General features: G+C 49.6%; 23 protein-coding genes. 13 read left to right on the top strand and 10 right to left on the bottom strand.

From position 1 onward, the window contains the following. Positions 1-102: 102 nt before the first annotated feature. Both ACX93W_RS17150 and ACX93W_RS17155 read right to left on the bottom strand, forming a co-directional pair. Positions 103-1,692, bottom strand: coding sequence for a response regulator (locus ACX93W_RS17150; RefSeq protein ID WP_459393596.1), 1,590 nt, complete (start codon positions 1,690-1,692; stop codon positions 103-105). Between the two features lie 38 nt (positions 1,693-1,730). Next, positions 1,731-3,524: a sensor histidine kinase gene (locus ACX93W_RS17155; protein WP_459393597.1), complete on the bottom strand. Its 1,794-nt coding sequence runs from the start codon at positions 3,522-3,524 to the stop codon at positions 1,731-1,733. A 288-nt stretch (positions 3,525-3,812) separates the two neighbouring features. Here ACX93W_RS17155 and ACX93W_RS17160 point away from each other — a divergent pair, with 288 nt between their 5' ends. From ACX93W_RS17160 to ACX93W_RS17175, 4 genes are all read left to right on the top strand, one after another. Next, positions 3,813-4,535, top strand: a complete 723-nt coding sequence (locus ACX93W_RS17160; protein ID WP_459393598.1) for a hypothetical protein — start codon at positions 3,813-3,815, stop codon at positions 4,533-4,535. A gap of 248 nt (positions 4,536-4,783) precedes the next feature. Next, positions 4,784-5,479 carry a response regulator transcription factor gene (locus ACX93W_RS17165; protein WP_459393599.1) on the top strand — a complete coding sequence of 232 codons (696 nt, stop codon included), beginning with the start codon at positions 4,784-4,786 and terminating at the stop codon, positions 5,477-5,479. Then, positions 5,472-6,953 (top strand): sensor histidine kinase, encoded by a 1,482-nt coding sequence (locus ACX93W_RS17170; RefSeq protein WP_459393600.1) that lies wholly within the window; start codon positions 5,472-5,474, stop codon positions 6,951-6,953. Before ACX93W_RS17165 ends, ACX93W_RS17170 begins: the two co-directional genes overlap by 8 nt. 80 nt (positions 6,954-7,033) lie before the next feature. Then, on the top strand, positions 7,034-8,251 hold the full coding sequence (locus tag ACX93W_RS17175) for a hypothetical protein (RefSeq protein ID WP_459393601.1): 1,218 nt from the start codon (positions 7,034-7,036) through the stop codon (positions 8,249-8,251). Positions 8,252-8,463: 212 nt separating this feature from the next. Here the strand turns inward: ACX93W_RS17175 and ACX93W_RS17180 are convergent, their stop codons facing one another. Further along, the gene (locus ACX93W_RS17180; protein WP_459393602.1) at positions 8,464-9,381 is read right to left on the bottom strand and encodes a class I SAM-dependent methyltransferase; all 918 of its coding nucleotides are present in this window, start codon (positions 9,379-9,381) and stop codon (positions 8,464-8,466) included. A 244-nt stretch (positions 9,382-9,625) separates the two neighbouring features. Between ACX93W_RS17180 and ACX93W_RS17185 the strand changes: the two genes are divergently transcribed. Continuing rightward, positions 9,626-10,153, top strand: coding sequence for a hypothetical protein (locus tag ACX93W_RS17185; RefSeq protein ID WP_459393603.1), 528 nt, complete (start codon positions 9,626-9,628; stop codon positions 10,151-10,153). 158 nt (positions 10,154-10,311) lie between these two features. Here the strand turns inward: ACX93W_RS17185 and ACX93W_RS17190 are convergent, their stop codons facing one another. After that, a complete protein-coding gene (locus ACX93W_RS17190; protein ID WP_459393604.1) occupies positions 10,312-11,043 on the bottom strand; it encodes a hypothetical protein in 732 nt (243 codons plus the stop codon). A 368-nt stretch (positions 11,044-11,411) separates the two neighbouring features. Here ACX93W_RS17190 and ACX93W_RS17195 point away from each other — a divergent pair, with 368 nt between their 5' ends. Together ACX93W_RS17195 and ACX93W_RS17200 are read left to right on the top strand one after the other, a co-directional pair. Further along, positions 11,412-12,485, top strand: coding sequence for a LacI family DNA-binding transcriptional regulator (locus tag ACX93W_RS17195; protein ID WP_459393605.1), 1,074 nt, complete (start codon positions 11,412-11,414; stop codon positions 12,483-12,485). A 234-nt stretch (positions 12,486-12,719) separates the two neighbouring features. Then, positions 12,720-14,912, top strand: a complete 2,193-nt coding sequence (locus tag ACX93W_RS17200) for an alpha-galactosidase (RefSeq protein ID WP_459393606.1) — start codon at positions 12,720-12,722, stop codon at positions 14,910-14,912. A 165-nt stretch (positions 14,913-15,077) separates the two neighbouring features. On the opposite strand, the gene ACX93W_RS17205 is transcribed toward ACX93W_RS17200, so the two are convergent. Continuing rightward, a complete protein-coding gene (locus ACX93W_RS17205) occupies positions 15,078-15,374 on the bottom strand; it encodes a hypothetical protein (protein WP_459393607.1) in 297 nt (98 codons plus the stop codon). Positions 15,375-15,588: 214 nt separating this feature from the next. Between ACX93W_RS17205 and ACX93W_RS17210 the strand changes: the two genes are divergently transcribed. From ACX93W_RS17210 to ACX93W_RS17225, 4 genes are all read left to right on the top strand, one after another. Further along, positions 15,589-16,431 carry a MerR family transcriptional regulator gene (locus ACX93W_RS17210; protein WP_459393608.1) on the top strand — a complete coding sequence of 281 codons (843 nt, stop codon included), beginning with the start codon at positions 15,589-15,591 and terminating at the stop codon, positions 16,429-16,431. 36 nt (positions 16,432-16,467) lie between these two features. Next, positions 16,468-17,151, top strand: coding sequence for a hypothetical protein (locus ACX93W_RS17215; RefSeq protein WP_459393609.1), 684 nt, complete (start codon positions 16,468-16,470; stop codon positions 17,149-17,151). After that, positions 17,148-18,911 (top strand): ABC transporter ATP-binding protein, encoded by a 1,764-nt coding sequence (locus ACX93W_RS17220; protein ID WP_459393610.1) that lies wholly within the window; start codon positions 17,148-17,150, stop codon positions 18,909-18,911. The genes ACX93W_RS17215 and ACX93W_RS17220 overlap by 4 nt, the downstream gene beginning before the upstream one ends. Positions 18,912-18,981: 70 nt before the next feature. Beyond that, positions 18,982-19,665, top strand: a complete 684-nt coding sequence (locus ACX93W_RS17225; protein WP_459393611.1) for a M50 family metallopeptidase — start codon at positions 18,982-18,984, stop codon at positions 19,663-19,665. A gap of 104 nt (positions 19,666-19,769) precedes the next feature. On the opposite strand, the gene ACX93W_RS17230 is transcribed toward ACX93W_RS17225, so the two are convergent. Genes ACX93W_RS17230 through ACX93W_RS17240 form a run of 3 tightly spaced genes read right to left on the bottom strand, consistent with a single transcriptional unit; the run spans position 19,770 to position 23,042 of the window. Beyond that, entirely contained in the window at positions 19,770-20,918 is a 1,149-nt protein-coding gene (locus ACX93W_RS17230) for an ABC transporter permease (protein WP_459393612.1), read from the bottom strand. Next, positions 20,915-22,096 carry an ABC transporter permease gene (locus ACX93W_RS17235; protein ID WP_459393613.1) on the bottom strand — a complete coding sequence of 394 codons (1,182 nt, stop codon included), beginning with the start codon at positions 22,094-22,096 and terminating at the stop codon, positions 20,915-20,917. Before ACX93W_RS17235 ends, ACX93W_RS17230 begins: the two co-directional genes overlap by 4 nt. A 10-nt stretch (positions 22,097-22,106) precedes the next feature. Next, positions 22,107-23,042, bottom strand: coding sequence for an ABC transporter ATP-binding protein (locus tag ACX93W_RS17240; protein WP_459393614.1), 936 nt, complete (start codon positions 23,040-23,042; stop codon positions 22,107-22,109). 188 nt (positions 23,043-23,230) lie between these two features. On the opposite strand from ACX93W_RS17240, the gene ACX93W_RS17245 reads away from it, so the two are divergent. Both ACX93W_RS17245 and ACX93W_RS17250 read left to right on the top strand, forming a co-directional pair. Beyond that, a complete protein-coding gene (locus ACX93W_RS17245) occupies positions 23,231-24,376 on the top strand; it encodes a sensor histidine kinase (RefSeq protein ID WP_459393615.1) in 1,146 nt (381 codons plus the stop codon). A gap of 22 nt (positions 24,377-24,398) precedes the next feature. Beyond that, positions 24,399-25,043 carry a response regulator gene (locus ACX93W_RS17250; protein WP_459393616.1) on the top strand — a complete coding sequence of 215 codons (645 nt, stop codon included), beginning with the start codon at positions 24,399-24,401 and terminating at the stop codon, positions 25,041-25,043. 50 nt (positions 25,044-25,093) lie between these two features. On the opposite strand, the gene ACX93W_RS17255 is transcribed toward ACX93W_RS17250, so the two are convergent. Continuing rightward, the gene (locus ACX93W_RS17255) at positions 25,094-25,831 is read right to left on the bottom strand and encodes a hypothetical protein (RefSeq protein WP_459393617.1); all 738 of its coding nucleotides are present in this window, start codon (positions 25,829-25,831) and stop codon (positions 25,094-25,096) included. A gap of 19 nt (positions 25,832-25,850) precedes the next feature. Continuing rightward, positions 25,851-26,585: a hypothetical protein gene (locus ACX93W_RS17260; RefSeq protein WP_459393618.1), complete on the bottom strand. Its 735-nt coding sequence runs from the start codon at positions 26,583-26,585 to the stop codon at positions 25,851-25,853. Positions 26,586-26,587: the final 2 nt, after the last annotated feature.

A 26,587-nucleotide genomic window follows, 5' to 3' on the forward strand; every position in this document is an offset into this window, starting at 1 on the left:
ATTAGGTTTCTCTTTACATTTTTGATTATAGTGGGCAACACCGCTTCTGATAATGAAAAAACTGCTTACTTTTGGTAAAATCCGCGCTTGAGTATTAACAACCTATTGGCGGCTTTTTTCGTATTCGCTTGGCGAATGGCCATAGAACTTTTTGAAGCTTTTGCTAAAATAGCCCGGATCGTTGTAACCGACCCGCTCTGCGATGTCGGCCAGCTTTAACGTATTGCGGGCAAGCAGCTCGCGCGCCTTCTGCATCCGGTATTGCGTCAAATAATCGCTGACGGTTACGCCAACCTCCTTCTTGAACACAGCGCGCAGGTAGCTGGCGTTTATGTACACATGCCCGGCGATCTGCTCCAGATACAGTCCGGAATCGGCATAATTCTCCTCCATATAGGCGATTGCCGCTTTTGCTATTTTGGAAGAGCGGGTATTGCGATGTTTGCCGTTGTATTCCACTGCTTTGCGGAACAGCTCCTTCAGCCACCCAAAGGTCACTTCCGCCGAATCCAGCTTGCGGATTTCATTATAGGGGTAAAATTGCTCGCCAAAGCAGTCCTCGACAGGATGCCCGGATTCTTCGAAATACGCCAGATTGACCGAAACAAGTCCCATGCAGATGACATAAATATAATCGATGGGCAGCCTTCGCTCATGCACCTGCCTGAACAACTCATCGAGCTTTTCCTCGACCTTCTCCCAATGATTAAGCCGCAGCAGCACTAACAGCTCCTCGTTGACCTCCGGCGGATACAACGGCTGATTGCCAGCCGACGGCAATTGTTCGCCAAACGCGATTACGCGTCCGCTCCCCAGCACGAATTTGCTTTGCAGCGCTTCAATCGCCTCGCCGTAAGAGGCGGCAATACCGCGGAAACCCTGCTTGCTCCGGCCAACCCCGATTGTAATGGTAAACTTCAAATATTTATGGATGAGGTAACAAAGCTTCTCATAACCTTCAAGGGACAGCATTTCTTCCGTCCGCCCGTCCGGATGCAGAATAAGACAAACGATCCGCCCCTCGGGCCCGTTAAAAATGAGATAGCTGCCGCTTTCCTCCAGCGCTTCGTTCAGCACATTGGTTACGGCGTATTTCATGAGCATGCGATCGCCGGGATTGCTCCACTTCAGATCCATCTGATCGATTTCGATGCAGGCGGCGGAATAAGCGCCGGTTTTTGCCGTGATGCCATATTGACTCAGTCTGCGCAGCGTCTCCTCCTCCGGCAAGGCATATTCTCTGCTTATAAGCTGGCCCAGAAAGCTTTCCTTGATCATTTCCATATTGCCGCGCAGCGTCATCCGTTCCTCCTGCGCCTTCTGATGCTGCTGCCGCAGCCGAATAAGCGTAAGCAGCAGCTCATCCTTGGAAAAAGGCTTCAGTATGTAGTCCTCCACGCCAAGCTTCAACGCCCGCCTTGCATAGTCGAATTCGTTATGGCCTGTAATGAGCACGATGCTTGTTTCCGGGAAAAGCTCCTTCAGCTTTTCCGTTAATTGCAAGCCGTCCATAAACGGCATCGTTATGTCCACCAGCGCAATGTCCGGCGGATCGCCCGCAGCCAGCTCCAAAGCCTCTACGCCGTTTCGCGCCTCCAGGGTCAGCGAGAAACCCAGCGACTCCCAATCCAGCACGGACCGTAAATAATCGCGAAAAATAATTTCATCGTCAACAATCATCATTTTTATCATCTGCGCAGTTCTCCTCCTGAATCGATGCTGTACAACCTCTAATGGGGGTGTTCCGGCAGTTCCAGCGTTACGGTCGTTCCGCTTCCGTGCCCGCTTTCAATAGAGAGCCCATAGGTTTCGCCAAAATAAAGCTTGATTCGCTCATGCACGCTGCTTAATCCATAACCGGCTTTCTGCCGCAAATCCAGCAATCCCTCCTTAACGGCCGCAAGCCTCTCGGCATCCATCCCGGCTCCGTCGTCGGTCACGGTCAGAACGATTCGCTGACCCTCTTTGCGGCCTGTTATGGTCAAATGGCCAAAGGTTGGCTTGTTCTTCAAACCATGATAAATAGCATTTTCCACAAGCGGCTGAATGGTCAGCTTCGGAATAATGCAGTCGGCAAGCTCGCTTGGCACATCGATGCTGTAGTCAAACACATCGGAGTACCGGATGCGCTGAATAGACAAGTAATCTTTTAAGCTCCGCACCTCTGTCTCCAGATCAATCAGGTCGCGTCCCTGGCTGAGTGCAGACCGGTAGAAGTCGGCAAGCGATTTTGTCGTCCGCTGAACATCCCTCGTTCGTCCCATCTCGGATAAGGTGTAGATGACATCCAGCGTATTGTACAGAAAATGCGGTTTGATTTGCGCTTGCATGAGCGCAAGCTCGTATTCCCGTTTTTTCCGCTGTTCGGATCCGATATTATGGAGCAACTCCTGCACGCGCGCCATCATGGTATTAAAGCCGGAGGCCAGCAAGCCGATTTCATCGGCAGAACCCACTTCGATTTGCTGGTTTAAATTGCCCTCGTTCACTTTTTTCATATGGCGCGCCAACCGGATAATCGGTTTCGCGATGACATTGGATAATACGCCGGCGCCGATAATGGCAAAAATAAAGCAGACAAGCCCGATTAACGTGATAAGCAGAGCCAATTGTCCGGTTTGCTCCGTAAGCAGGTTGTAGGGAACCTGCGAAATGAGCTGCCAGGAGAAGTTGGGGATATCGGTGCTGATAAGCAGCGTTTTGCCTTGCTGCAATTGCTTGACTTCCGTTTTAACGGAATGATCCAGCACCCACTGCCGCAAGGTCGGTTCCTCGACCGGCTTCAGGACGTCGCTGCCCTGCTGCGAGGATACAACCTGAGCATCGTCGCCAACAATGAAATAAGAACCATGTTTGACGGAGCCGATATTGCTGTAAACCGCGGACATATCGCTTTCCTTTATATTCAGGAACAAATATCCAAGCGTTGCTCCGGTATTGATATTGGCGATTTTTTTGCCCAGCGTCAGTATGGGATCGCTTTCATTCATAACAAGATAATTTCTCATCTGCATCGGAAACCATGTGATTGCGCCGTTTGAATGGCGCAGCCGCTCCAGCATGGGGCTGGCTTCCGCCAGATCCGCCCGCTGCTCCAAAGCAGCGTTGGAGCCGTAGATTTGTCCTTTGTCGTCGATGAACGCGGCTGATTCCACATCCGGGAAAACGACCAAAGCATAGCTGAGCTGATTCGTAATTTGCGTGTAGCGCTGAAGCTCGGACATCTGTCCCGCGCCTGCCCCTTGGCCTTCGGCGAGCAGCTTGTTTAAATTCAAGGTGAGCATGTTGGCTGTGCTGCGAGCGTTGCCCAGCATTCCGCCCAGCTGTGAAATGATAAGGGTGGAGTTATCCGTTACATTCTGTACCGTTCGCTCCACGATGGCCTTTGTATAAATATGGCTGGCCGTCAGCCCAAGAACGAGCAATGGCACAATAATGAGCGGAACATATACAAGCGTAATTTTGCTGCGGATCAATCGATTATGAAACCAGTTTTCGGGATTTAGCTTGTTCATCAGCCTCATGGCATCTAGTCACATCCTGCTAGGAGTTGAATTTGCATCGCCCATGTCCATGAACATGGAGAGCAGTTTGTATCTATCATAGTAGATCGTCACGATTACGTATACTTGTTTTCGCGGGAGCATCGATCTGACTTGGGCATCATCAACGTAAAACGGATTTTGTCGCTGCTTTGTCGAACGATGTCTATTCTGACGATGCATTGGGTAAAATAATCCAGATGAAGCGGGAAAGCGGGATTCAATCCTCCGTTTCAAATTGAATGGGACAGAAAGGTGAGACAGCATATCATGAGCAAAAGAGGAATGATGCTTGTAGCCGCCGCGCTGGTAATTGCGGCAGCTTCGTTATGGACAAAACCTGCTGCGGCGCAAGGCAAAGCGACGGATCAAGTCCAATTAGGGGCGCAGCAATGGACGTTAGCCGGGGACGCGGAGCGTTTCGGCGGGCCGGAGCATTACCGCGGCAGCATGACCGACAGCCAGTTCGAGGCTTACCGCCTGGAGCGAATGAAGGAAATGGCAACCTATTTCGGCATCGAAACTGCCGGCAAAACGGCTGATCAATTGAAGGTAGAGCTGAAAGCCGCCAAGGAAAAGGATTCTGCCAAATGGGAAGCTTTCAAAGCGCAGCATTTGGCGAAACGGCTGGATCACCTTCGCCAATTGGCAAAGGAGCGGGGGATAGAGACGGAGGGCAAATCCGCAGAGCAGCTGCATCAGGAGCTTCGAAAAGCGGGTGGCGATAAAGGTCCCAATCGCTTTGGCGATCACCGCAAGGAAAAGCCTCAGCCTGCGCCGAGCGTTCAGCCTACGGTACAGCCGCAGCCAACTCCCGGCGTGAAACCAAGCGTTGCGCCTCAGCCTACGCCTAAGACGGGCGGCAGTGAGCAAACGCCTGGCGGCAAAACCAAGATGGAAGCCGAGCAGGGCGGCAAGTCGGATAAAGCTTCGCCAATTGGCACAACACAGCCTAAGCAGTCAGGCACACAGTCGCAATCCAAGTCCAAATAGCTTTTTAATAACCCCGAGAATGTTGATACTACAGCATTCTTGGGGTTTTCTTTTTCCTGTGCAATTCTCTTTTTTTCATTTTAGCCAAATTGTATCTTCCAGTGGTCCTATACTTCTCATTTTTGAATTGTTAATATTTTGGCAATATGTTTTCTGTATAATTAATGAAATTGGAAAAAAACCGAAAAGCGATGAGAGTTGAATCGCAGAGGGTTAAACATGCAAACTGTACGTCTGGGGGTTAATTTGTGGGCGAGCGGAAAAAGCTGCTTATTATAGAAGATGATGAGTCGATACGCGATGTTTTGACCTATTATTTGGTAAGTGAAGGATACCGGGTATTTGGATCGGGAACAGTCAAAGGAGGGCGGAAATTACTGGAGCAGCATGAACCGGATGCGCTTCTGCTTGATGTGATGCTGCCTGACGGGAGCGGCTTCGATCTGTGCAGGGAAGTGAATGCGGGCTACGGGATACCTGTGCTCATGCTGACGGCGCGTTCTGACCTAACCGACAAAATCGTCGGACTGGAGCTTGGCGCTGATGATTATATGACAAAGCCGTTTGAGCTTCGGGAAGTGGCAGCACGGATCAAGGCCTTGCTGCGGCGCAAGGACAAGGCAGAGCAACGGTCATCCAAGGTGCTGATTCCGCTTACGCAAGAGGTTTCGTTGGACCGGCAGGGACATGCCGTGTACAGGAATGGTGTTTCTGTCAAGCTAAAGCCCAAGGAATACCAGGTGCTGCTGCTGTTTTGGGATCATCCCGGACAGGTATTTTCGCGAGAAGAAATTTTGCAGCATGTTTGGGAAATGGATTATGAGGGAGACGCCCGTACAGTGGACGTCCATGTGCAGCGAATACGAAAAAAATTGGATTTGCACTGGCTTGAAACGGTGTTTGGCATCGGCTACAAACGCGGTCAGGGAGCTATTCATGGTTAGGGGAACATTGCGTCGGCGGATGGCGCTCAGCTTCATCACACTTTTTATTTTGGCGATTAGCGGGCTCTATTGGTATTTGTCTCATACGTTGGAGCGGCAAACGATACAAGCTATAAGAAATGACATGTATAATCTGCAAATGCACTCATACTCGTTGATTAAACAATATTCCTTATTGAATAATGTGGATGATGAGCCAGCAAATAATGATATGCAGACTATACTTAACGGCATTGCCAGAAGCAGTGGGTATCGGGCTGTCTATATCAATAAAGAAGGCAACTTTCAGAATCAGGCATTTCCGATCGGTGGCGGGAGGATGTACCAGAGCTCAAATCCCATTATGCAAAAAATGCTGGAACAGCATAGTGAAGCTACGATTAACAATACCTCTGTAGTCACGATCTTAAAGGAAGATGGCCGGCAGTTATCATTGCTCAGCTTTCCTTTGTATTGGCAGGAAAGCTATGATGGCATGATCACGATAACGGCGGATTATAGTGAGCGATATCAAGCCAATTCCGTGATTTTGGGAAGAGCGGCTTTGTTTGGGGCGTTGCTGCTTGCGGCTGTTGTTGGGCTGACGTTATGGCTGTCGCGAAGGCTGACGGCATCCCTTGCGCTTTTGTCTCGGTCAATGCTTGCTTTTGGAGAGGGGAAATCAAATCATGAGTCGAAGGCTCAAATGCGTTTGGTTCAATCCCGCGATGAAGTGGGAGAGCTGGCTCAAAGCTTTCAGAAGATGAAGGAACAAATACAGAAGCAGATGGAAGACCTTGAAGCTGAACGGGGGCGAGTGGCAGCATTGGAGGAGAGCAAACGCCGCTTCTATCAGCAGGTCACCCATGAGTTGAAGACGCCTTTGGCGGCTATCTCGGGATATGCCCAGATTATCGGGAAACCAGGTTTTTCTGATGCAATTTTTTTGCATAAAGCAGCAGGGAAAATCATAGACGAAAGCGGTAGATTGCACGAAATGGTTGTTCGGCTGCTGGAAATCGCCAGCAGTGATGACACGGCGTATTCACGACAGTTGGAGCCATTGGATTTAAAGCAGGAACTGGAACGTTGTTCACAGGATATGGAACTGAAGGCGGCCAAATACGGGATTACTTTGGAGCTTGATTTGGATACCGCAACCGTGATCGGCGAGCGGGACGAGCTTCGCCGTGTTTGGATAAACTTAATCGATAACAGCATTAAATATGGCTCTGAAGGCATTCATGTCGGTATTCATTTGACTGTTGCAGAGAAAAAAGCGCTGGTTTTGTTCACTAATGAAACGGAGCGGGATGCAGACGCCAATATGGTGTTTGAACCATTTTATCGAGGCGCAGAACGTACGACAGGGGATGGAAGCGGGTTAGGGCTTGCTATCTGTAAAACAATTGTGGAACGGCATGGGGGCGCTATTTCTTTTTCCCGTTCCGGTAGTCATGTGTGCGTTGAAGTGACGCTGCCTGTATGTTCATAAGTTGGCAATAAACATGCGAGAAATGGACATGTCTATCCGGTATGCTGATTCTCATCACGGTAAGGAAGGGAGAGATCAGGATGAGAATCCAGACATTATTGACAAGAACTACACAAAGCCAACGCTGGATTGTACGGGCGGGGATGACAGGTTTGCTGTCCTGCAGTTTAATGCTTGGAGGCTGCGGTATTTTGGACGGCACAGCACAAAAGGAGGTTACTTTTGAACTGAGCAGCGATGTTAGGTCGGAATTAACCTTGATGGAGGAGCCCGAAATTTTTGGGAAGCTTCTCAACGTCAGCCAGCCCGTTGATTACAGCGACATTTTGTTTATGACAGGGGGTAAAGTGTTTTTTAACTGGAAGGATGGTTTTTACCAAAGTTCGCTTGATGGCACTATCGATCAAAATGAACCCCTGCAACTGCTGGATACAACCGTGTTGTCGGTTTCCGAAAACGGAAAACTAGCGCTTTACGAGAGGGACAGCGAGGTATGGCTTATGGATATCGCCAGCGGCGAATCCACATTGCTGTTGGATAAGAGTGACAGGTATTATCAAAAGCGAGGTTTTTTTGACTATACATCCGAAGTTCAGTTTGGCGATCCGGAGGGAAACTATGTTATTTTCCAGCCTCAGGTCGGTCATGTGCTAATTTGGGATGTAACGGCAGAGAAATGGATCGAGATTGATCTTGAGCAACGCTTAAAGGTTGAAAGCTACGGGTATAGCAATGATCTGTCAATCGTCGATCATCATGTCTACATTCAAGTAGAGTCATCGGACATCCAGTCAGGTACCTACAAAATGAACTTGAACGAGCCGCAAAGCTCGGAACTGGTAAAGTCGGCTTTAGTCCAAGAAGAGGAACATTCCTCCTATTGGCTGAAGGTGCTTTCCAATGGTGATTTATTGCTGGCAGGTGAATCCGGGGACAACACGGGAGTGTATTTGTTTGATTCCGCCACGAAAGAGACACAAACGATTCTTGAGAAGCAATACGAGGAAACCCGGAGAGGCTACGCATTCAGCTTATCCCCGGATGAAACAAAGCTATTAATTCATGAAATGGAGCCTGAGCAGATCTCGCTTTATCAACTGAACAATGGTGAGGTGACAGCCGTAGCGCCAGTGATGAAGGGGCAGCAGCTTTATTCCATCGTTGGTTTGCTGGTTGATTGGAGCGAGGATTCAGAGAACTTCTATATGAAGCTGGCATTTGATAATGGCCTCGGTGACGGAAGTGTAGTGGAACAAATCGGGGAATTTTCAGTACAGGACTTGTTGAAAAAGGATTAGTCCCGCAAAGTCGATAGGCCCATGTGTTGATAAAAAGCGGCCGTTCCCTTCAGTTCGATCGTTCTGAAGGGAACGGACTAGTTATAGTTTGAGCTTAACCATTCACGCTCAGTATTTGATCGACCACGCTCAGTATTTGATCGACCCCGCACAATGGCCGGCTATCACATGAATGGTTTGAATATTATCGTATAATGGCAGTCCATCCATGCCTAACGTTTGACGGCCAAGCAATAGTTTACATTGTCAAATGCCGTGATGGGATGTTCAGGATGGCTGCGGTTGTAGTCGCCAAACAGGTCAGTCGTAATTTCGACGGGAACGAGATGGCGGTAGATTAACCAGCCGCATTCCTCCAAAAGCCGCTCCAGCTCGGTGTAAGAATAGCTTGCAAGAAAAGGTTCTCCCGCATGCGCAGCCATCAAAACTTGCCTTTTGGCGCGTGGTCCCGCATTTTCCGTCAGCGTATGCTCATCGGGATAATCAAATACAAGGCTGCTGCCGGATGGCATGATGGACGCGATAGTTTCCAATAGCGATTGAAAACGTTCGGGGGTCAAATAATAGCTGATGCCAAGCAAACTGCCGAAGCTGAGCTGATTCCTGTCGAAAGCCGGGCAACCAAGCAGGGCCTGAGCCCAGTCGGCTTCATTAAAATCGGCAGCCAGAGTAAACAGATTGGCAGGGGTGTTTTTTTCAAAGCTCAACAAACGTCGCTGCTTGTCGGATGCGGTTGCCTGGTGGTCGATTTCAAAAATAGTCAGTTCCTTGCTCCAGCTCGGCTGTCGATATGCAAAGGTGTCATAGCCTGCTGCAAACAGGAGATATTGCCTGGCTCCGAGCGCAACCGCCGTCTCCAGCGCTTCTTCTGCAAACGCGGACCGGCCAAGCGGCGCAGGGGCAAGCTGGCGGTCGACAATAAGACGCAGCGCTTCCTCTCGAGTCCCAACGAAACCGGGTTCAAAAGCGGCGACGTTCTCCGACATATTAAATGAAATGTCATCGTATTCCTTTTTCGTCAGCAGTTGTCGCGCCAATGTGTCATCGAAAATTTTGGCGCCGTTAGACTCAGCATGGTAGGCTCTTGCAAATGCGCTTACCAGTGCAGTCAAGCTTCTTGACTTCATCATTAATCACCTCATATCCGTTATATCATCAGGGATAACAATGATGATAGACTTGACTTTTATGTAATTTTATGGTACAATAAACGAGTTGAAATATTAGAATTCACATTGACGTCACAATTAGGTGGCGTTTTTTTATCTATATAAGTTCAATTAAAGAAACGGCAGTAGCAGGACAGAGTATGGATGGTTCTGGAGAAGCGAGGCGTTCGCCTTTGTTCTCCGGATTAAGGCAAGAGGGGAGCAGGTGATTCTCATAAAAAATAAGAAGACAATGAATCTGGTTATATACGGCCCTATTAATGCCAGTTCTGCGGGAATAGGGGACTGGTATGAGCTTATGGTGAATGAAAGTAAGGAGTTAGGCTTTCCAGCTAACTATGTAGGCATTATAGGAAGTTCCTTTAAATCGGGAAAACTAATGACCATCAGAAGAATGGAGAAAAAACTGAAGGCGGCGCTGAATGACGGCGAAGATCTGGAGTGCTTGTCTGTTTACAGCCTGCCGGACGGGTTTAAGCAAGCGGCTTTTGATTATGATACATTTATGTGCATGCACAGAGAAGCCGGAGCCATGATTTGCTCCGTGCCTGAACAGAGTTTTTCACATCTGGATGTAGAGCGGTTCATTAACCAAATGCGAAAATTTATGACTTGCCTTAACGGTGAAATTTTCGAATTAGCAGGTGAGGAGTCTTCTATTCTGTATGCGCTAAAGGCGAATGAGCCGAGCGATTATAAGAGTTTGAAAGTATTGAGCCAATTTGAATGCTGATTAGGCTCATTTTGACTCATAAAATCAGCATTTCCGCATAAAGCTTGCAGGCCAGCATTCTCCCTTTTACATCAAGTTCAAGCTCTGATAATGATGGGGAGAAAAATTCGGGGGCCTGTTCGCTGATAAAGGACGTGCAATGATTGTGATTTTGTGCTCTAAATTGTCCATTGATTATGAACAGCCGCTACGGCATACCAACTGCCTTGGTACTCCTCCAGTACAATAATCAGGCTGGCCCAATCCATCCCCGCATATTGCTCCTCGAACCCGCTGAAATAATAGTCAACGAATTGGCCTTCGGGGAATACTTCTTGAATATTAGGCAGGCTATTGCCGCTTCCTTTAATTTCATTCAAACCGATCTGTTCGGGCGAGGAAAAATCATGGTCGTAAACAAATCGCTCAACATATTGGGCAAAAGTCATTTTAATCGATTCGCCAGAGCCGTCATATTGCCCCCAAGTGTAGATTTTTTCATCATCCAAAGCAGGCAGCTCGGAGCGCTTAAAAACAAGAGCGCTGTCCTTCTCAATGTGAACATAAGGCGAAAACAACAGTCCTTTCTCTGGATGGATTAAGGTTTTCAGTTTTTCCATATCCTTATCTTTCAATGCTGCAACAACGGCATGAGCGCCTTCTTCAGCAGTTGCGGCGCCTTCGATTTTACCCCCGGCGTTTTGGCCTTCGTCCTGTCCTTTGTTTTCCTCTTTATCTGTCCCTGAATTCTGACCGTCTCGTTGCTCTTTGGCTGGAGTGCTGGTATTCGTGCCGGTTCCATCCGATACCGGGGAAGTCACAGGCGTATTATTCGTTTGCGCTTTACCGGAACAAGCGGCGACTCCAAGCAGCATAACAAGCGTCAAACATACAAATCCCAACCTTTTCATCAAAGCCCCCCCTTGTAAGTCCGTCTCTGTGCTTGTATATAAGCTGAATAAAAGAAAAGTAGCGACAGGCCAGAGTGTGAATGGTTCTGGAGAAGCGAAGCGCTCGCCTTTGTTTCCGGATTTCACCATTAACCCCTATCATTCAGGGAATCTGGGAACAACAGCGATCGGAAGAACTTTTCACACGCCGGCCTACATCGCTGAACTCTTTTGTTCAACTTTTATACTTAGTTATATGGACGAATGTCGAATCCCTGAATGTTGCAGCAACCATATTTAGGCATGGCTTGAATATGAAGCGGCAGTTTGGTATGATCGATTTGTTAAGTAAAAATATTAACTAAAATTAAAGCTAAAACGGAGCGCACATGACAACAATTAAACAAATTGCCGCTCATGCTGGCGTATCGGCAGCAACCGTATCCCGCGTCTTGAATAACGACAGCACGCTTTCTGTCAGCGAGGAAACCCGTTCACGCATCTTTAGTATTGCCGAAGATTTGGCTTATAAGCCAAAACGCCTTCGGCGGCTAAAGCAGGAAGAGTCCCTGTCCCGACGCGAAATCGGCTTGCTGATGTGGTCAACTCTTGAGGATGAGGCGCATGACCCCTATTTTTCCTCCATTCGAAAAGGAATCGAGAAACGCTGCGAGGAAAGCGGGCTGACGATATCCAAAGTCATGCGCGGCAACGGCAACGCAGAGTTGGTTCCGGTTCATGGATTGGATGGACTGATCGTGGTTGGCTCCATCGATCATCGTGATGTGCTTGAACTATATGGGGATGAAAAACGCATCGTTTTTGTCAATCATGTACACAAGCTGGACCCTTTTGATACCGTCAAGGCGGATTTTGAAGGAGCTGTTAAGGAGAGCCTGAGCCATCTTGCGGAGATGGGGCATAAGCAAATTGCCTATATGGGAGGCAACGAACGGGTGCATCGTTTGGCGCTTGCGGGCACAGGCACTACAGCTCCCGAACGCCAAGATTGTCAAGACAGCTTGCTGGATCCCAGGCGAGAAGCATATCGCCGGATTATGGAAGAGGGCGGCTTGTACCAGCCTGCCTATAACTGCGAAGCAGAGTGGTCATCGGCCGGAGGGTACAACGGCATGATTGCCCTGTTGGAAGAAACGGCTGGGAACCACCCGACGGCATGTTTGCTGGGCAGCGACCCTATGGCTGTCGGAGCCTTGCGTGTCCTTCACGAGCGGAGTATTTCCGTTCCGGGGGAAATGGCGCTGATCGGTTTCGACGATATCGAAATTGCGCCATATTTGACGCCGCCGCTGACGACGAATCGGGTGTATACCGAGCAGATGGGTCGAACTGCGGTGCAACTGCTACTGGAAAGGCTGGAGGGAAGGGAAGCGGCTGCGCATGTCGTCATAAATACCTCTTTTATGATTCGGCAAAGCTGTGGAGCTGAACCTGAAATGTGAGCCATGCCTTCCATTAAACGGACATTTATGACCGTTAGCCGGAAGATTCGACGTTTTCTAGATTTGTAATGGACAGATATGTCCATTACAGCAGTTTTCAACGAGAAATTCCCTTGTTTTGCGCTCTAACGGACATTTTTGTCCGGCAAAAATAGATTTATCCGGTTTTTGAGGCTGTAATGGACGCCTGCGACCGTTACAGAATGTACATGACAACAATGGAGGCGAAAGAACATGACCATTACTTATTTGAAGGATAAAAACTTGTTTCACCTGCAATCCCAAAACGTCAGCTATGTGCTTGGCGTAACCAAACAAGGCCATCTGGCCCATTATTATTGGGGAAAAAGAATACGCAGCGGCAATTTGAGCCAACTGCTGGAGCTGCAAGAAAGAGCTTCCTTTTCGCCTAGCACCGATCTGGAGCAGCTTTCGTATTCACTGGATACGCTGCCGCAGGAATATCCGTCCTTCGGAAGCTCCGACTTCCGCCAGCCTGCTTTTCAGGCTCAGCTGGATAATGGCACAACAGTAACGGAGCTGGTATATGAGTCCCATGCTATATTGGAAGGCAAACCAGGACTGGAAGGACTTCCGGCTGTTTACATCGAAAGCCAGGAAGAAGCACAAACGCTGGAAATTACGTTAAAGGATGAGCTTTCCGGCCTGAAGACGGTATTGTCTTATACTGCATTTGCAGACCATCCGGCCATCGCGCGTTCCGTGCGCTTCATAAACACAAGCGAGGTTCCTTTAAACCTATTGCGCGCCTACAGCGTCAGTCTGGATATGCCGCATGATCGTTTTGAACTGCTTCAGCTTTCCGGCGCATGGGTACGCGAGCGTCATGTTCACAAGCGCAAATTGGTTCCGGGCCTGCAAGCCGTTGAAAGCCGCCGCGGCTCAAGCAGCCATATGCAAAACCCATTTGTGGCGTTGCTTGCGGAAGGAACGACGGAAACGTTTGGTGAAGCGTACGGCGTAAGCTTTGTGTACAGCGGCAGCTTCAAGGCCGGTGTTGAAGTGGATCAGTTCCATACGGCTCGCCTGTTCGCGGGTATCAACGACTTCGATTTCAATTGGCTGCTGAATGGCGGAGAAGCATTCCAGACGCCGGAGGCGATTCTTGTCTATTCCGACGAAGGCATCGGCGGCATGTCGCGCGGCTATCACGACCTGTATCGCACAAGATTGTGCCGTGGAGAATTCCGCGACAAGCAACGTCCGATTCTGATCAACAACTGGGAAGCGACCTATTTCAATTTTAACGCGGACAAAATCGAAGCTATCGCAACCGCCGGTCAGCAGCTGGGTATCGAGCTGTTTGTATTGGATGACGGCTGGTTCGGTAAACGGGACAGCGATAATTCGTCGCTTGGCGACTGGTTCGTAGACCGTAACAAGCTGCCAAACGGCTTGCCGGATCTGGTGCAGCGCGTCAAAAATCTAAACATGGAATTTGGTCTGTGGTTCGAGCCGGAGATGATTTCGCCGGAGAGCGAGCTATACCGCAACCATCCCGACTGGTGTCTGCATGTAGAGGGACGCAGACGGACCCAAGCACGTCGCCAGCTGGTGCTCGACCTGTCCCGCGCCGATGTTCAGGATTACATCGTAACGGTTGTTAGCGATATTTTGTCCAGCGCGCCGATCACGTACGTCAAATGGGACATGAACCGCAATATGACAGAAATTGGTTCCGCACTTCTGCCAGCGGAGCGCCAACGCGAAACCGCGCATCGCTATATGCTTGGTTTGTATTCCGTGCTGGAGCGCATCACGACCGCATTCCCGCATATTCTGTTTGAAAGCTGCTCCGGCGGCGGCGGACGCTTTGACCCCGGAATGCTGTATTACATGCCGCAAACCTGGACGAGCGACAACACGGACGCCGTTTCCCGTCTAAAAATCCAATACGGCACAAGCATTGTGTATCCCGTAAGCGCCATGGGTTCCCATGTGTCGGCCGTGCCTAACCATCAGGTGAACAGGATTACTTCGTTATCAACCCGGGGACATGTCGCCTTGTCCGGCAACTTTGGTTACGAGCTGGATTTGACCAAGTTCAGTGAAGAAGAGCAGGTAGAGGTTAAAGCCCAAGTAGCGCTTTACAAAGAAGTGCGTCACCTTGTTCAATTTGGCGATTTCTATCGTTTGCTTAGCCCGTTTGATGGCAATGATACGGCCTGGATGTTTGTATCCAAGGACAAAAGCGAAGCGTTTGCCGTATTTGTCACCGTTCTGCAGGAACCAAATCCCGTTCTTGGCCGTTTCCGCCTGCAAGGGCTGGATGCCAACAAAGAATACTCGCTGCAAGGAACCGAAACGGTTTACGGCGGAGACGAGCTGATGTACGCAGGCCTTCCAAAACCGCAATTCCATGGCGACTTCGCAAGCACGGTGTTCCACTTTAAAACGGTGGGCTAAAAAAGTGTCATGTTTCGATTCAAGCCGTTCGCGAATTTCATGAATATAGAAATAGGTCCAAAGCAAAAAGGCGTTCCCGCGGGAACGCCTTTTGCTTGCATTGCCTAGCTCATATCCGTAATTGAAGCTTAACCCGTCCAGGCTTCGCATCAAAAGGAGCAAGAGTTACATATTACCAAACGCCGAGAACAAAGCGCCTGCAAAAAGAATGGCAAAAATCACATAGATGCCTAAAATAATGGCTGCAAACAGAAGCGATGCTTTAAAGTAGTTCTTTTTAGAAGGATTTCCTTCGCCGAAGGCAAATACAAACATCATAATGACGTTAACAATCGGAATAATCATAATCAGCAAAGTCAGCATCCATTCCTTCATGGAAATAACAGGTGCTACTTCTTGCTGATAGCCTTGCTGCGGTGGAAATCCGCCTGGTTGGCCTTGTTGCGGTTGAAAGTTACTCAACACAATCTCTCCCTTGTCGATGGTGTATAAAGAAAATAAATACATTTATATTATATAGTTTCATAGTATAATTACAACCATTTTATTTTAAAGAAACTGTAGGGATTATAAAACACAATTACTGTATTTACATTTCCTCAATTTGGGGGTGAAACTTTCTCTTGCGCTTGACGTAACGTCAGGTGATAAGGTTAGGATAAGGGAGGGAAACACCATGACCGAATTCAGGGATGACAATGCAGATAAAAGCGATAGAGAAAAAATCTACAGTGTCGGCGAGTTTTCAAAATTAACGGGATTAACGGAGCGCACGCTTCGTTATTATGACCGAAAGGAATTGTTGAAGCCGTCGGGACGGAACGGACAGGGGCATCGCTATTATCGGGACGGCGATTTGCTTCAGCTTCAGAGAATTGCAACACTGAAATATTTGAACTTTTCATTGGAGGAAATCGGCGAGCACTTGAATGAAAGCGATCAAAGCCTTCAGGAATCGCTTGAAATGCAATACGAGCTTTTGCTGCGCAAACGGGAGCAGTTGGATCGTGTGCTGGCAACGATGGAACGGATTCGCGATATTGCCAACAATGCCGGGCAGGTGGAAAATGCGCTTTTGCTGCTATTCATCCACAATATTTATCATGAAGACGAACAACGGGAGCAGCTTGCCCAATTTTTGCCCGCCCCTTTTTTGGACACTATTTTTATGCGCGATAAGAAGGAAGCCGACAAAAGGGAGCTGGAGCGAAAGCTGACAGCGGAGTTTGTTAAGCTCATCCGCCATTACCATGACGGCAGAACGCCGGATGACCCGCAGGTGCTGGAAGACGGAAGTCGATTAATGGATGTGTTAAAGGTTGTTTTGGGCGATTCATTAACCAAGCTGAATGAACAGGACCTGCTTAAAATCGCCGAGATGGAGGATGCGTCCGTTAACCAAAATCCGATTTTTAACCAAATGTGGCTGTCACCGGATGAAGAGCAGTTTTTGGGAAAGGTGCTGGAGCTGCTTGATGTTCAAAGTCTTTTGATTAAAGAACAAAGCGACAACCCATAAGAGAACAATAATAATGCCATTAAAGAGGACGATAACATGCCGCTAGAGCAAAACGATTTATTACTTCATACGCCAATGGAAAAAGTAAGAGGAAAGATTAATCAGGCCTTGGGAAGCGGACGTTTTTCGGATTTAGTGTTTGCAGAGGCCTGTACATTTTATTATTCTCTTTTGGTTTGGTTTAAAAAGCCTTCATTGCCTCCATCTCGGTTTTCCGTGTACACCTATCACAGGGATTCCCAGTTGAAAGTGCTGACGATCTTTTTTGCGATTTTGATAGGGCTGGAAGCGGGGCTGCTGCATTTCCTTTTAAGCAGGTGGAACGGAATAGTTGCTTGGGCCGTATTGGCTCTTAATATTTATGGAATCTTGTATATCGTCGCCCTCTATCAGTCTAGTCGCCGTCAACCGCATTTGTTAAATGAAAACATGTTCTATATCGCAATGGGGATGCAAAGCACGATAGCCGTACCGCTGGATAATATTGAACGTCTTCGCCAAGCGAAGCCAATCGATCTGATCGACAAAGCGGAAGACGGAGTGTACCTCTCATACATGCGCTTTGATACGCCTCAATTCGAAATCGTCTTAAAACAACCCATGCAAATAAAGACGTTGTACGGCGTGAAAAAGACGGTATCGGTTATTGTATTTCGCGTGGATGATCGCGAGAGGTTCCAGCAAGAATGGGGTTTGTATAGGGAAGGAGAAATTTTATGAACGTCCAAGCATTTATAGCGCTACTCAAAAGACACCGGCCTGCCGCTTGGATCATTGCGGGAGCTGTCATACTTGGCTTGGGTGAGACGGCTTTGTCGCTGCTGATTCCCTTAATGACCAAAAATCTGGTTGAACAAATATCGAATTCCGCTCTGGAATCGATAACGATTATTGGACTAGCCGCCGTTTTTATCGTGCAGACGGGGATGTCGGCCTTTTCGGTCTATTCCATGTCCTATGTCGGTCAATACATGGTAAGCGGCATTCGCAAGGAATTGTGGAATAAAGTGCTGAAGCTTCCTGTTTCTTTTTTTGACCGCAATACATCGGGCGAGACGATGAGCCGGGTCACGAATGATACCAATGTCATCAAGGATTTTATTATCAACCATGTTATATCCTTTTTGAGCGGAATCGTGGCTATTGTTGGCGGCGTCGCCATCTTGTTCTATATCGACTGGAGGATGACGCTGTTAATGCTGCTTGCGATCCCCGCAGCGCTGCTGGTGCTGTGGCCGCTTGGAAGCCGGATGTTCAAGGTGTCCAAAGCGATGCAGGACGAAACCGCGCTGTTTCAAGGCGATCTTGGACGAGTGTTGTCCGAAATCCGCCTCGTGAAGTCTTCGTTGGCTGAAGACGTGGAGAAGAAACAAGGCAAAGTAAGGATCGCGGGCCTGTTCAGGTTCGGCCTCAAGGAAGCGCGAATCCTTTCTATCGTCACCCCGTTAATGATGACGGTTATGCTGCTTATTCTGGTGCTGCTGATTGGTTATGGCGGCGTGAGGGTGGCGCAAGGAGAGCTTTCCACCGGGGAAATGGTTGCGATCATTTTGTACATGTTCCAGATTGTAATGCCATTTACGCAAATGGCTTCGTTTTTTACTCAGTTCCAGAAGGCGTTGGGCGCTTCGGAACGAATCATCGAACTGCTGGATCAGCAGGGCGAGCATGGTTGGGCACAGATGGACGATGACAAGAAAAATGCAGTAGTCAGAGATGGCGAAAGCAGCCGCGAAGGAAATGGAGCAGGGCTGGCATTTCGGGATATCAGCTTTGCTTACTCGGAGGACCGGCCGATTCTAAGCGGCGTCTCTTTTCAGGCGGTAGCCGGCGGCATGACCGCTATTGTGGGGCCAAGCGGAGGAGGCAAAACCACTCTATTTTCGTTATTGGAACGTTTTTATGAACCGGGAAGCGGGAGTATTGTTTATGGCGGCAGATCGATCCAGGACTTGCCGCTGAAGGAATGGAGAGGAAAACTTGCTTATGTATCGCAGGAAAGCCCGATGATGGCCGGCAGCATCAGGTACAACCTGACTTATGGTCTGGACGGGTGCAAGGAAGAGGATATCCGGGCTGCCATCGGCGGAGCCAACCTGAGTGAGTTTATATCTTCATTGCCGGAAGGGCTGGATACGGAAGTAGGCGAACGCGGGGTGAAGCTGTCGGGCGGACAACGGCAGCGATTGGCCATTGCAAGAGCCTTCCTCCGAAATCCCGAAATCCTGCTGCTGGACGAAGCAACCGCTCATTTGGACAGCGAGTCCGAACAGCTGGTGCAGGAAGCGCTGCAAGCCTTGATGGCGTCGCGCACCACGTTAGTCATTGCTCACCGTTTGTCCACGATTGCCGGAGCCGACCGGATTATCGTGATGGAGCAAGGCGTAGTGAGCGGTCAAGGCAAGCACGGAGAGCTGCTTCAGACCAATGAACTGTATGCAAAGCTTGTGCATGGACAGATGATGGACAACGCCGTATAGGCGAACAGGCAGAATGCGGGCGTTAACGGTACGTTTCCAGTATAATGAGTACAGCGGGAGGTGACAGGGAATGTTTTCATGGTTCCGGACAGGCATCATTTTAGTGGTTGCTTTGATATTAACGAGGTTTGTTCCGTTTTCAGCTTTTTTTCGCAACGTCAATACGCTAGTGCATGAGCTATCGCATGCGTTGGCCGCCTTGCTTCTGCAGGGAAGCGTGATGCAAATACATTTGTACGCCAATCAAAGCGGGGTAACGGTAACCCGTTTCCAGGAAAACTGGATGATGATTCCCATTGCGTTGGCCGGCTATATCGGGGCTTCCCTTTTTTCCATGCTGCTGTTTCAATTATATGCCGGCGGCAGGTTGAAAACGGGGCTTGTCATTGTAGCGATATTGTCGGGGCTGGGGCTGATCCTGTTTGTGCGCAACGGATACGGAATGGCATGGAGCGCCGGCTTTACCGTCATAACTGCGCTAATCGCGTTTATGGCGCCGTTATGGCTGCAAAAGGGCTATTATCTGCTAATCGCCTTCTTGTGCCTGGTGGAGTCGGTTGTATCCTCGTTTGTCATCTTTTATTTGTCGCTGACCCAGCCGGGTTTTGCCGGAGACGCAACCAGCTTAAGCCGTTCGGCTTTTTTGCCCGCTCTGGTCTGGGGGTTATTGTTTGTTGTTGTGTCCCTATGGTGCGCCCGTGTTTCGCTCAGCACCATGTTCCGCCGCCGTCGTCAGCAATCGCTGCAGATGTAAATGAATGCGCAAATCAATCCAAAACGCCCGGCATGATGGAGCTGATTCAGCTTCATTATGCCGGGCGTTTCCGGTTCAGCCCGCAGAGGCTGGACATGGATACGTTATGCTGTTTTGGAAGGCTGGAGAATAACGGACCCAAAGCCAAGCAGAACGGCTGCCATCAGCAGCAGAACGGCCAATTTAGGCCAAATATCCAGCAAGTTTGCGCCGGTCGTCAGCTCCATAATAGCGTCGATCGTCCAGCTTTGGGGAACAAAATTGCCTGCTTTCTGCAGGAAGTCGGGCATGATCTCCCTTGGCCAGAAGCAGCCGCCAATCATGCAGGTAGGCGTCAGAATCAAGGTATGCACCATGTTCAGGCTGGTCAAGTTTTTTACCAGCCCCGCCGCTGCGCTTGCGATTCCCATGGTGGCCAGCAGGAATAGCTCAAGCACGATGAAATGGGCGTAAAACGGAATGTCGTAATCAAAGCCGAACACATAACGGGTGGCCAGCAAAATGGCGAGCATCTGGAGGCTTCCTACAATGAAAATGCCCAGCAGATTACCGGCAAAGATGTGGACCTTTCGGACAGGGGCGGCAAAAATCCGGCTAGTAATATTGTTTTCGCGATCCTCCATAATGGTGGATACGGAGCTGTTCATCAAACCCATCATAAACAGGAGCGTAAAACCGCACATCAGCGTTAAGGTTGTGTTGTCCAGCGACTGCTTCCCCGTATCTTCGGCAACCGTCAGGTAAGGCGATTCCAACTGCTGCTTGATGACTTCATCCAGTTGCTCCGCAGAGTTGTTCCCGCCTGAGCCAAGCGACCACAGACTCAACTGCTGGAGCACTTCGACCTTCTGTTCGACGAAATAACGAAGACTATAGCTCCTTTCATTTTTATGAACCTGGTAAATCTCTACTTCTCCTCCTTGGCCGGACTCCAGCTTTTCTGTAAAATCAGCCGGAATGATGATGCCGGTATCAGTGTCGCGCTTGCGGACTGCCTGTCTGACGGCGTCGGAATCCTTTTCGGGGAAAGCTTGAAAGAGGGAGTGCGTATTGACTTGATCAATCAAATCGGCGCCGAGCCGACCCTGGTCCAAATTGACATAAGCAACCGGGAACGGGGCTTGGACGGAATTGCCGAACAAGCTGACAATGCCTGCAATAAGCAAGGAAGGCAGCAGAATATACATGAGAAACCCTTTTTTGGTCGTCAAGGTTCTTCGCAATATCTGATAGGCAATGAGGAAAATCTTCATCGGAAGCCCTCCTTTTTGTAGATGACGGCCATGGCGGCAATCAGAATCAAAGCCATGACGGCGAGCAACGAGTAGTGGGTGCCGATGCCTGCATAGGAGCCTTGAAGCACCAATTCAAGCATGCCATCCTTAGCCCAGTAGGCCGGCGTAAATTTGGCAATGTCGGTGATGATGCCGCCTACCCCTGCAATAAATCCGCCGCTTAGAAACGTCATTAAGACGATAATGCAATGAAAAATCGTCTGCATCGATTTGGCACTGCGCATCATTAGCGCCAGTAAAATGGATAACGCGATGCTGAACAACGACATCAGCAGGCATAACAGGGCAACCTGATGCCATTGTCCGCCAAATGTGACATCGTAGAAAATACGGCTGACGGCCAGCACAACCATAACTTGAATGGCCGTTATAACCAGGGTTGAACCGATTTTGGCCAGCAGAAAATTGAGGCCGGAAACCGGCATTGCATTGATGCGCGACAGCGTATTGCTGGCTTTTTCCTTCAATATGCCAACACCCGCCATCATGCCGGAATACATAAGAAACATAACCATCATGGCAGCCGTGTAATATTCAACCGCTCGAAACTGGCCCAGGCTGGAAGTGAGGGAGGTCTCGACGATATGCCCCGAGCGGACTGCTGCCGCAGGGACACTCCCGCTGTTGGCGGTTTCTTGCGCCGCTTGCCCGCCGTCTGCCCCGAGAGCGGCTTCCATTTGTTGAATAGCGGCATGTACATTCACTCCGTCAACAAACTGCTGCAGCACGGATTGAGCAACAATATTTTGAGCGCTGTTTTTGCCTAAAAGGGTTTGGAGCTTGGACGAGCTCGCGCCGTCCCCAAGCTCAGCCCCCTGGGATGGAAGGATGATGCCGAAATCCGCTTTTTTGGATTGGAGGGATTCTCGTACTTCAGCTTCACTTTTGGCCGAGGTTACGTTCAGCGGCAAGCTGTCATCCGACAGGAAAGCGCGAAGCGTTTCCCCCATTGGGTTATTTTCCCCTATGTACACAGTCAGATTGGGATCGTCAATATCTTTGTTTTGCCCTTCAAAATCATTCGCAAGCGCCGCACCCAAAATAAAGATGAGCGAGATCGGGAGCGCAAACAGGGTGAACCAGATTTGCTTGGAGCGGAACATTTGCAACAAGTCGTAATAGATCATCGCCAGCATTTTCATTCTCCTAATCCCTCAGCGTTTTCCCGGTCAAGGACAGGAACAGCGATTCCAGATCCGGTTCGACGCGCGTTATCGATTGAAGTTTGATTTGATGCTTGGTCAAAATAAATAAAACGTCTTGCAGATAGGCATGGGAGGAACCCATGTACAGCTCCAGCCTGGAGCCGGTCCGGGAGAGCTTGTTGACCTTGGGATGAAGCTCAAGCTCGCCAAGCGCTTCCTCTGTTAAGCCTTCAGCCTCAATGACCAGCTTTTCTTCATCACTGACCCTTTCGACCAACTCGGCTTTGGTGCCGCATGCAATGAGGCGGCCCTTGTCGATAACGCCAACTCGCGTTCCGATCGCTTCAACCTCCTCCATGTAATGGGAGGTATAGATGATGGTTGAACCAAGCCGATTAAGCTCCTTGACGGATTCCAGGATGTGGTTTCGGGATTGGGGATCAATGCCGACCGTCGGTTCGTCCATAATGATTACTTTAGGACGGTGGGTGATGGCGCATGCGATATTAAGCCTTCTTTTCATCCCGCCGGAGAAGGAACCGGGCTTATCCTTGCTTCGGTCCGACAGCCCGACAAAAGCAAGCGCCTCTTTAACTCGTTCCTGAAGCAGCTTTCCTTTTAAGCCGTACAGGCGGGCAAAAAAGGTTACATTTTCGATAGCGGTCAATTCCTCATAGATAGCCAGATCCTGCGGGACCAAGCCCAACATTCCTTTGACCTTTAGCGGATCGGAAGCGACCGAAACGCCTTGGACCGTAATGTCGCCTTTATCGATGGGAAGAAGTCCGCTCAGCATATGTATGGTTGTGCTTTTGCCAGCTCCGTTAGGGCCCAGCAGGCCAAAAATTTCACCCTCGTGAATGTCCAGATTGAGATGGTCGACGGAAAGCAAGCTGCCATACCGTTTGACTGCATCTTTGATTTGTATTAGTGCCATCGTTTTTTCACTCCCGTTGCTTGATGATTGAATTATAGTCGACCGCGCTTCGAAAAACAGGTTGAATCCGTCATTTTCGACATGACAAAAGTCATTTTTACGTCATAAGAGGCCTTGCATGCTACCCTTATTGCCTGATTTCCTCTATACTGGGATTGGTTTTGAACGGTATTGGAGGAGGCGTGTTGATGGCCGGCACGATTACATTGCTGCGTTATCTATTTATTATATTACCGTTTATGTACACCTTTTTTCATTCCGGAATGATACAGGATGCCCTGTTTTTCGTTTATTTTTTTGCAATGCTGCTGATGGTTCAAGCCAGGGGGAAATTGCCGCACCGAATGGAGTTCCTGCTGGTCCCTGTTGAGCTGGCCCTTATTCTGATTGCTGGCTTGGCCTACGGGGATGTCATTCATTTATGGCTCTTTTCCGTGTTGATCTCATTGCTGGATGGGGGGGGCAGAAACATGCTCGTCCGCGCGCCACTGCTGCTGCTAAGCTATTTGACGTTGATCCGGCTAACCTATTTCCTTGATCCTATGTATCAGTTTGCGCTGCATATTATGTTTAGCGTAACGCTTCTGCTGGGCTATACGCTGGAACGAATCCAGAAGCAGAATGAAACGCTGGAGATTGTTTATGATGAGCTGCGAAGCAAGCATTATGAATTGGCCGAGGCGAAACGCCGCATGGGGATTGACGCCAAGCAGCTGGAGCATCTGGCGCAAGCCAATGAGCGGAACCGGATTGCGCGGGATATTCATGACGAATTGGGACATCGGCTGATCCGGGTCAAAATGATGTCGGAAGCGCTGGTTCATATGTATGATGCAAATCCCGGAGGAGCAGGCAAACTGGTTGCCCAAATCCGTGATCAGCTTGCCGAAGGGATGGAAACGCTGCGCACGACGGTGCATAGGCTGCAACCGGCGCCGGAGGAGACGCAGCGTTATTCGCTGGATCGGCTTATCACGGAATTTGCCGATAGCTCCGGCATCGATGTTACGCTGCAAATTCAAGGACAGCCGTACCCGCTGTATCCAAGCGAGGAGCTTACGTTGTACCGCAACGCTCAGGAAGCGATGACCAATGCCGTTCGTCACGGCGGGGCAACCAAAATTGCGGTTGGCCTTCATTTTGCCAAGGATGCGATTGTGTTTTCGGTATCCAACAACGGCAAGGCCATGGCGGCAACCGACAAGCGGAATAACGGCATGGGATTTGCCGGAATGGAGGAGCGGGCGCGCCGACATGGCGGACGTATCGAGGTGCAAACGTCGGAACCGTTTAAAGTGACGACCTATTTGCCGCATCGGAGACAGGAAAGCTGAAGGAACCAAGGAGCTGATAACATTGATTTCGCTGCTGATTGTAGATGACGATTCCTATATAAGAGAAAGCCTGGCGATGATCCTGGGCATGCAGGAGGGGCTTGAGGTAGCCGGCGTTTGTTCCAATGGGTATGAAGCGCTGGAATTTCTGCAGGAGCGAGGGGCGGTCGATATTGTTTTAATGGATGTCCGTATGCCGGAATGCGACGGCGTGATGGGAACCGGCCTGATCAAGGGAGTGTTCCCTTCAATCGGCGTGTTGATTCTGACCACCTTTGATGATGACGATTACATCGTAGAAGCGATTAAACGGGGGGCAAACGGATATTTGCTCAAAAATACGCCGCCCCAGGTCATCATTGACGCCATAAGAACCGTGGCCAAGGGACATATGCTCATCGATCCCAAAATAGCCCGGAAAATGGCAGGTTGGCTCAATCATGAAGCTCATTCGCCGGATCAGAAGGACGCCCAGCTCGAACGGCTTGGCTTGACGAAAGCAGAGCAGGGAATCGTGCGGAAAGTTTCGGAAGGCCTTTCCAACAAAGAAATCGCCCAGACATTATATCTGAGCGAAGGCACGGTCAAAAACTATATTTCCGAAATTTTGGGCAAGCTTTCGTTGCGGGACCGGACCCAACTGGCGATTTATTATTTGAAGCTATAACGAAGCGGTCCGATAATCGCTAATTCCGTAAAGCCGTGCCGCAATAATCGCTAATTCCGTAAAGCGGTGCCGCAATAATCGCAGATGGCGTCTTCCCCGGCCAAAGTTGTTGTTTTTGCTCCGCAGCCGTTGCAGGTGTATGTTTCCGGCCTGGACGGCGCAGCTGGACTTTTGGGCGGTGGAGAGGGAGGCGGGACTTTTTCCGGACGGTGCAGAATAGGCTCCCGTTCGCCGCCAATCATCCGGTATTGCGAAGACGAAGACGGAACCTTGGTAGGCGCGGGCGCTTTTTTGCGTGTTGCACCGCCGCTGGTCCTGCGAGTTTTCATGATGGACAGGCTAAGCCAGATTGCAGCGCCGGACGGTGAAACAAAGAAAGTCGCCACGGCCATAATGCCGATCCATTCTATAGCTGAAGATGTGGCAAGCTCGCTATCCGTACCCTCGACAGTCAACAAGGCAACTACTAGTGATATACCCGTCAAACCAATGATGATACCGACCAGCAGTAAAAAAATACTCCCGAATTTCGCTCCGGTGCTGGCTTCGGGTTTGCCGTTTCTTGCTTTTTGCAGCAGATAGCGGCCCAGCCAAGAAATGAAAAAAACGGGAACGGCCATTACAAGGACGACGACAACCGATGCGGTAGCGCCGCTCGCGTCTGCCGCCACGGTGCCTGCGCTGGTCCCGTCGACAATGATAGACAGGGCGGCTACGCCGATCAAGGTTGCCAGGCACAGGCAGAACAACCCTAGCGTCAACAGAATATACCTTACAAAATTACTCATGGCGTTTTCCTTTCCGTCCTTACGATTTTCCGGCAGCAAGCTGGATATTCCGAAGCTTAACCCCGTTTTGCGCCTCGGTGATTTTTTGATGCAAATCTCTTATGCCCCCGCTTTGCGGCTGCTGCTCCCGATTGGCATCCAGCATTTGGGCTACAAGCTGCAAGTCCAGCTGCAGGCTGTACTCCATTTCCGCCACTGCGGGAAGGGTTGTGGGGTCGCTATATTGGATGATATCCACAAGCTCGTCCAGCTCCTTCCTAAGAAGCTCCCTTTTTTGAGGCTCCCAATACTGGAGCTTGGCTTGGGCGTTTTTAGCCGATGCAATAATGCTGCTCCAATTCGCCGTTCGTTCCGCGTCATGGGCGATACCTCCGGTTATTTTTTTTCTGGAGAGAAACAGGAGGCAGAACAACACAAAAGTCAGAAGAGCCGCGATGGCATGAATCAAGGCATAGGCCCAAAACGGTAGAAATGTGAAAAAGGCCAATACAACCGAAAGCGCCGCATAACCGGCCAATGCGGTCAGCAAAGCCGCATTGGCTGGGACGGAATGATCCGCGCCCGCTTTTTGGATTATACCGGAGACGCATAGCCATAATGCGGTTTCGGCAAGAAGCAGCGAGCCAAAGGCCAGTGCGGTCTGTCCGTTCCAGGCCAAAAGCGGGCTGAAGACCAGGAAAAGAACGGCGGTTAAAGCAACCGTGGCGACATAAATCAGCGTGACAGCCACAGCGCTTTTTTTGTAATTGGACATGC

The sequence above is a fragment of the Paenibacillus sp. CAU 1782 genome (assembly GCF_054551715.1).

What these genes read in the sequence shown, in the direction of transcription:
- ACX93W_RS17235 (WP_459393613.1), bottom strand. Translation starts at nt 22,096, where the DNA reads ATGCTGGCGATGATCTATTACGACTTGTTGCAAATGTTCCGCTCCAAG.
- ACX93W_RS17225 (WP_459393611.1), top strand. Translation starts at nt 18,982, where the DNA reads ATGTTTTCATGGTTCCGGACAGGCATCATTTTAGTGGTTGCTTTGATA.
- ACX93W_RS17230 (WP_459393612.1), bottom strand. Translation starts at nt 20,918, where the DNA reads ATGAAGATTTTCCTCATTGCCTATCAGATATTGCGAAGAACCTTGACG.
- ACX93W_RS17210 (WP_459393608.1), top strand. Translation starts at nt 15,589, where the DNA reads ATGACCGAATTCAGGGATGACAATGCAGATAAAAGCGATAGAGAAAAA.
- ACX93W_RS17175 (WP_459393601.1), top strand. Translation starts at nt 7,034, where the DNA reads ATGAGAATCCAGACATTATTGACAAGAACTACACAAAGCCAACGCTGG.
- ACX93W_RS17245 (WP_459393615.1), top strand. Translation starts at nt 23,231, where the DNA reads ATGGCCGGCACGATTACATTGCTGCGTTATCTATTTATTATATTACCG.
- ACX93W_RS17220 (WP_459393610.1), top strand. Translation starts at nt 17,148, where the DNA reads ATGAACGTCCAAGCATTTATAGCGCTACTCAAAAGACACCGGCCTGCC.
- ACX93W_RS17170 (WP_459393600.1), top strand. Translation starts at nt 5,472, where the DNA reads ATGGTTAGGGGAACATTGCGTCGGCGGATGGCGCTCAGCTTCATCACA.
- ACX93W_RS17180 (WP_459393602.1), bottom strand. Translation starts at nt 9,381, where the DNA reads ATGATGAAGTCAAGAAGCTTGACTGCACTGGTAAGCGCATTTGCAAGA.
- ACX93W_RS17155 (WP_459393597.1), bottom strand. Translation starts at nt 3,524, where the DNA reads ATGAGGCTGATGAACAAGCTAAATCCCGAAAACTGGTTTCATAATCGA.
- ACX93W_RS17240 (WP_459393614.1), bottom strand. Translation starts at nt 23,042, where the DNA reads ATGGCACTAATACAAATCAAAGATGCAGTCAAACGGTATGGCAGCTTG.
- ACX93W_RS17215 (WP_459393609.1), top strand. Translation starts at nt 16,468, where the DNA reads ATGCCGCTAGAGCAAAACGATTTATTACTTCATACGCCAATGGAAAAA.
- ACX93W_RS17260 (WP_459393618.1), bottom strand. Translation starts at nt 26,585, where the DNA reads ATGTCCAATTACAAAAAAAGCGCTGTGGCTGTCACGCTGATTTATGTC.
- ACX93W_RS17190 (WP_459393604.1), bottom strand. Translation starts at nt 11,043, where the DNA reads ATGAAAAGGTTGGGATTTGTATGTTTGACGCTTGTTATGCTGCTTGGA.
- ACX93W_RS17160 (WP_459393598.1), top strand. Translation starts at nt 3,813, where the DNA reads ATGAGCAAAAGAGGAATGATGCTTGTAGCCGCCGCGCTGGTAATTGCG.
- ACX93W_RS17195 (WP_459393605.1), top strand. Translation starts at nt 11,412, where the DNA reads ATGACAACAATTAAACAAATTGCCGCTCATGCTGGCGTATCGGCAGCA.
- ACX93W_RS17200 (WP_459393606.1), top strand. Translation starts at nt 12,720, where the DNA reads ATGACCATTACTTATTTGAAGGATAAAAACTTGTTTCACCTGCAATCC.
- ACX93W_RS17150 (WP_459393596.1), bottom strand. Translation starts at nt 1,692, where the DNA reads ATGATAAAAATGATGATTGTTGACGATGAAATTATTTTTCGCGATTAT.
- ACX93W_RS17255 (WP_459393617.1), bottom strand. Translation starts at nt 25,831, where the DNA reads ATGAGTAATTTTGTAAGGTATATTCTGTTGACGCTAGGGTTGTTCTGC.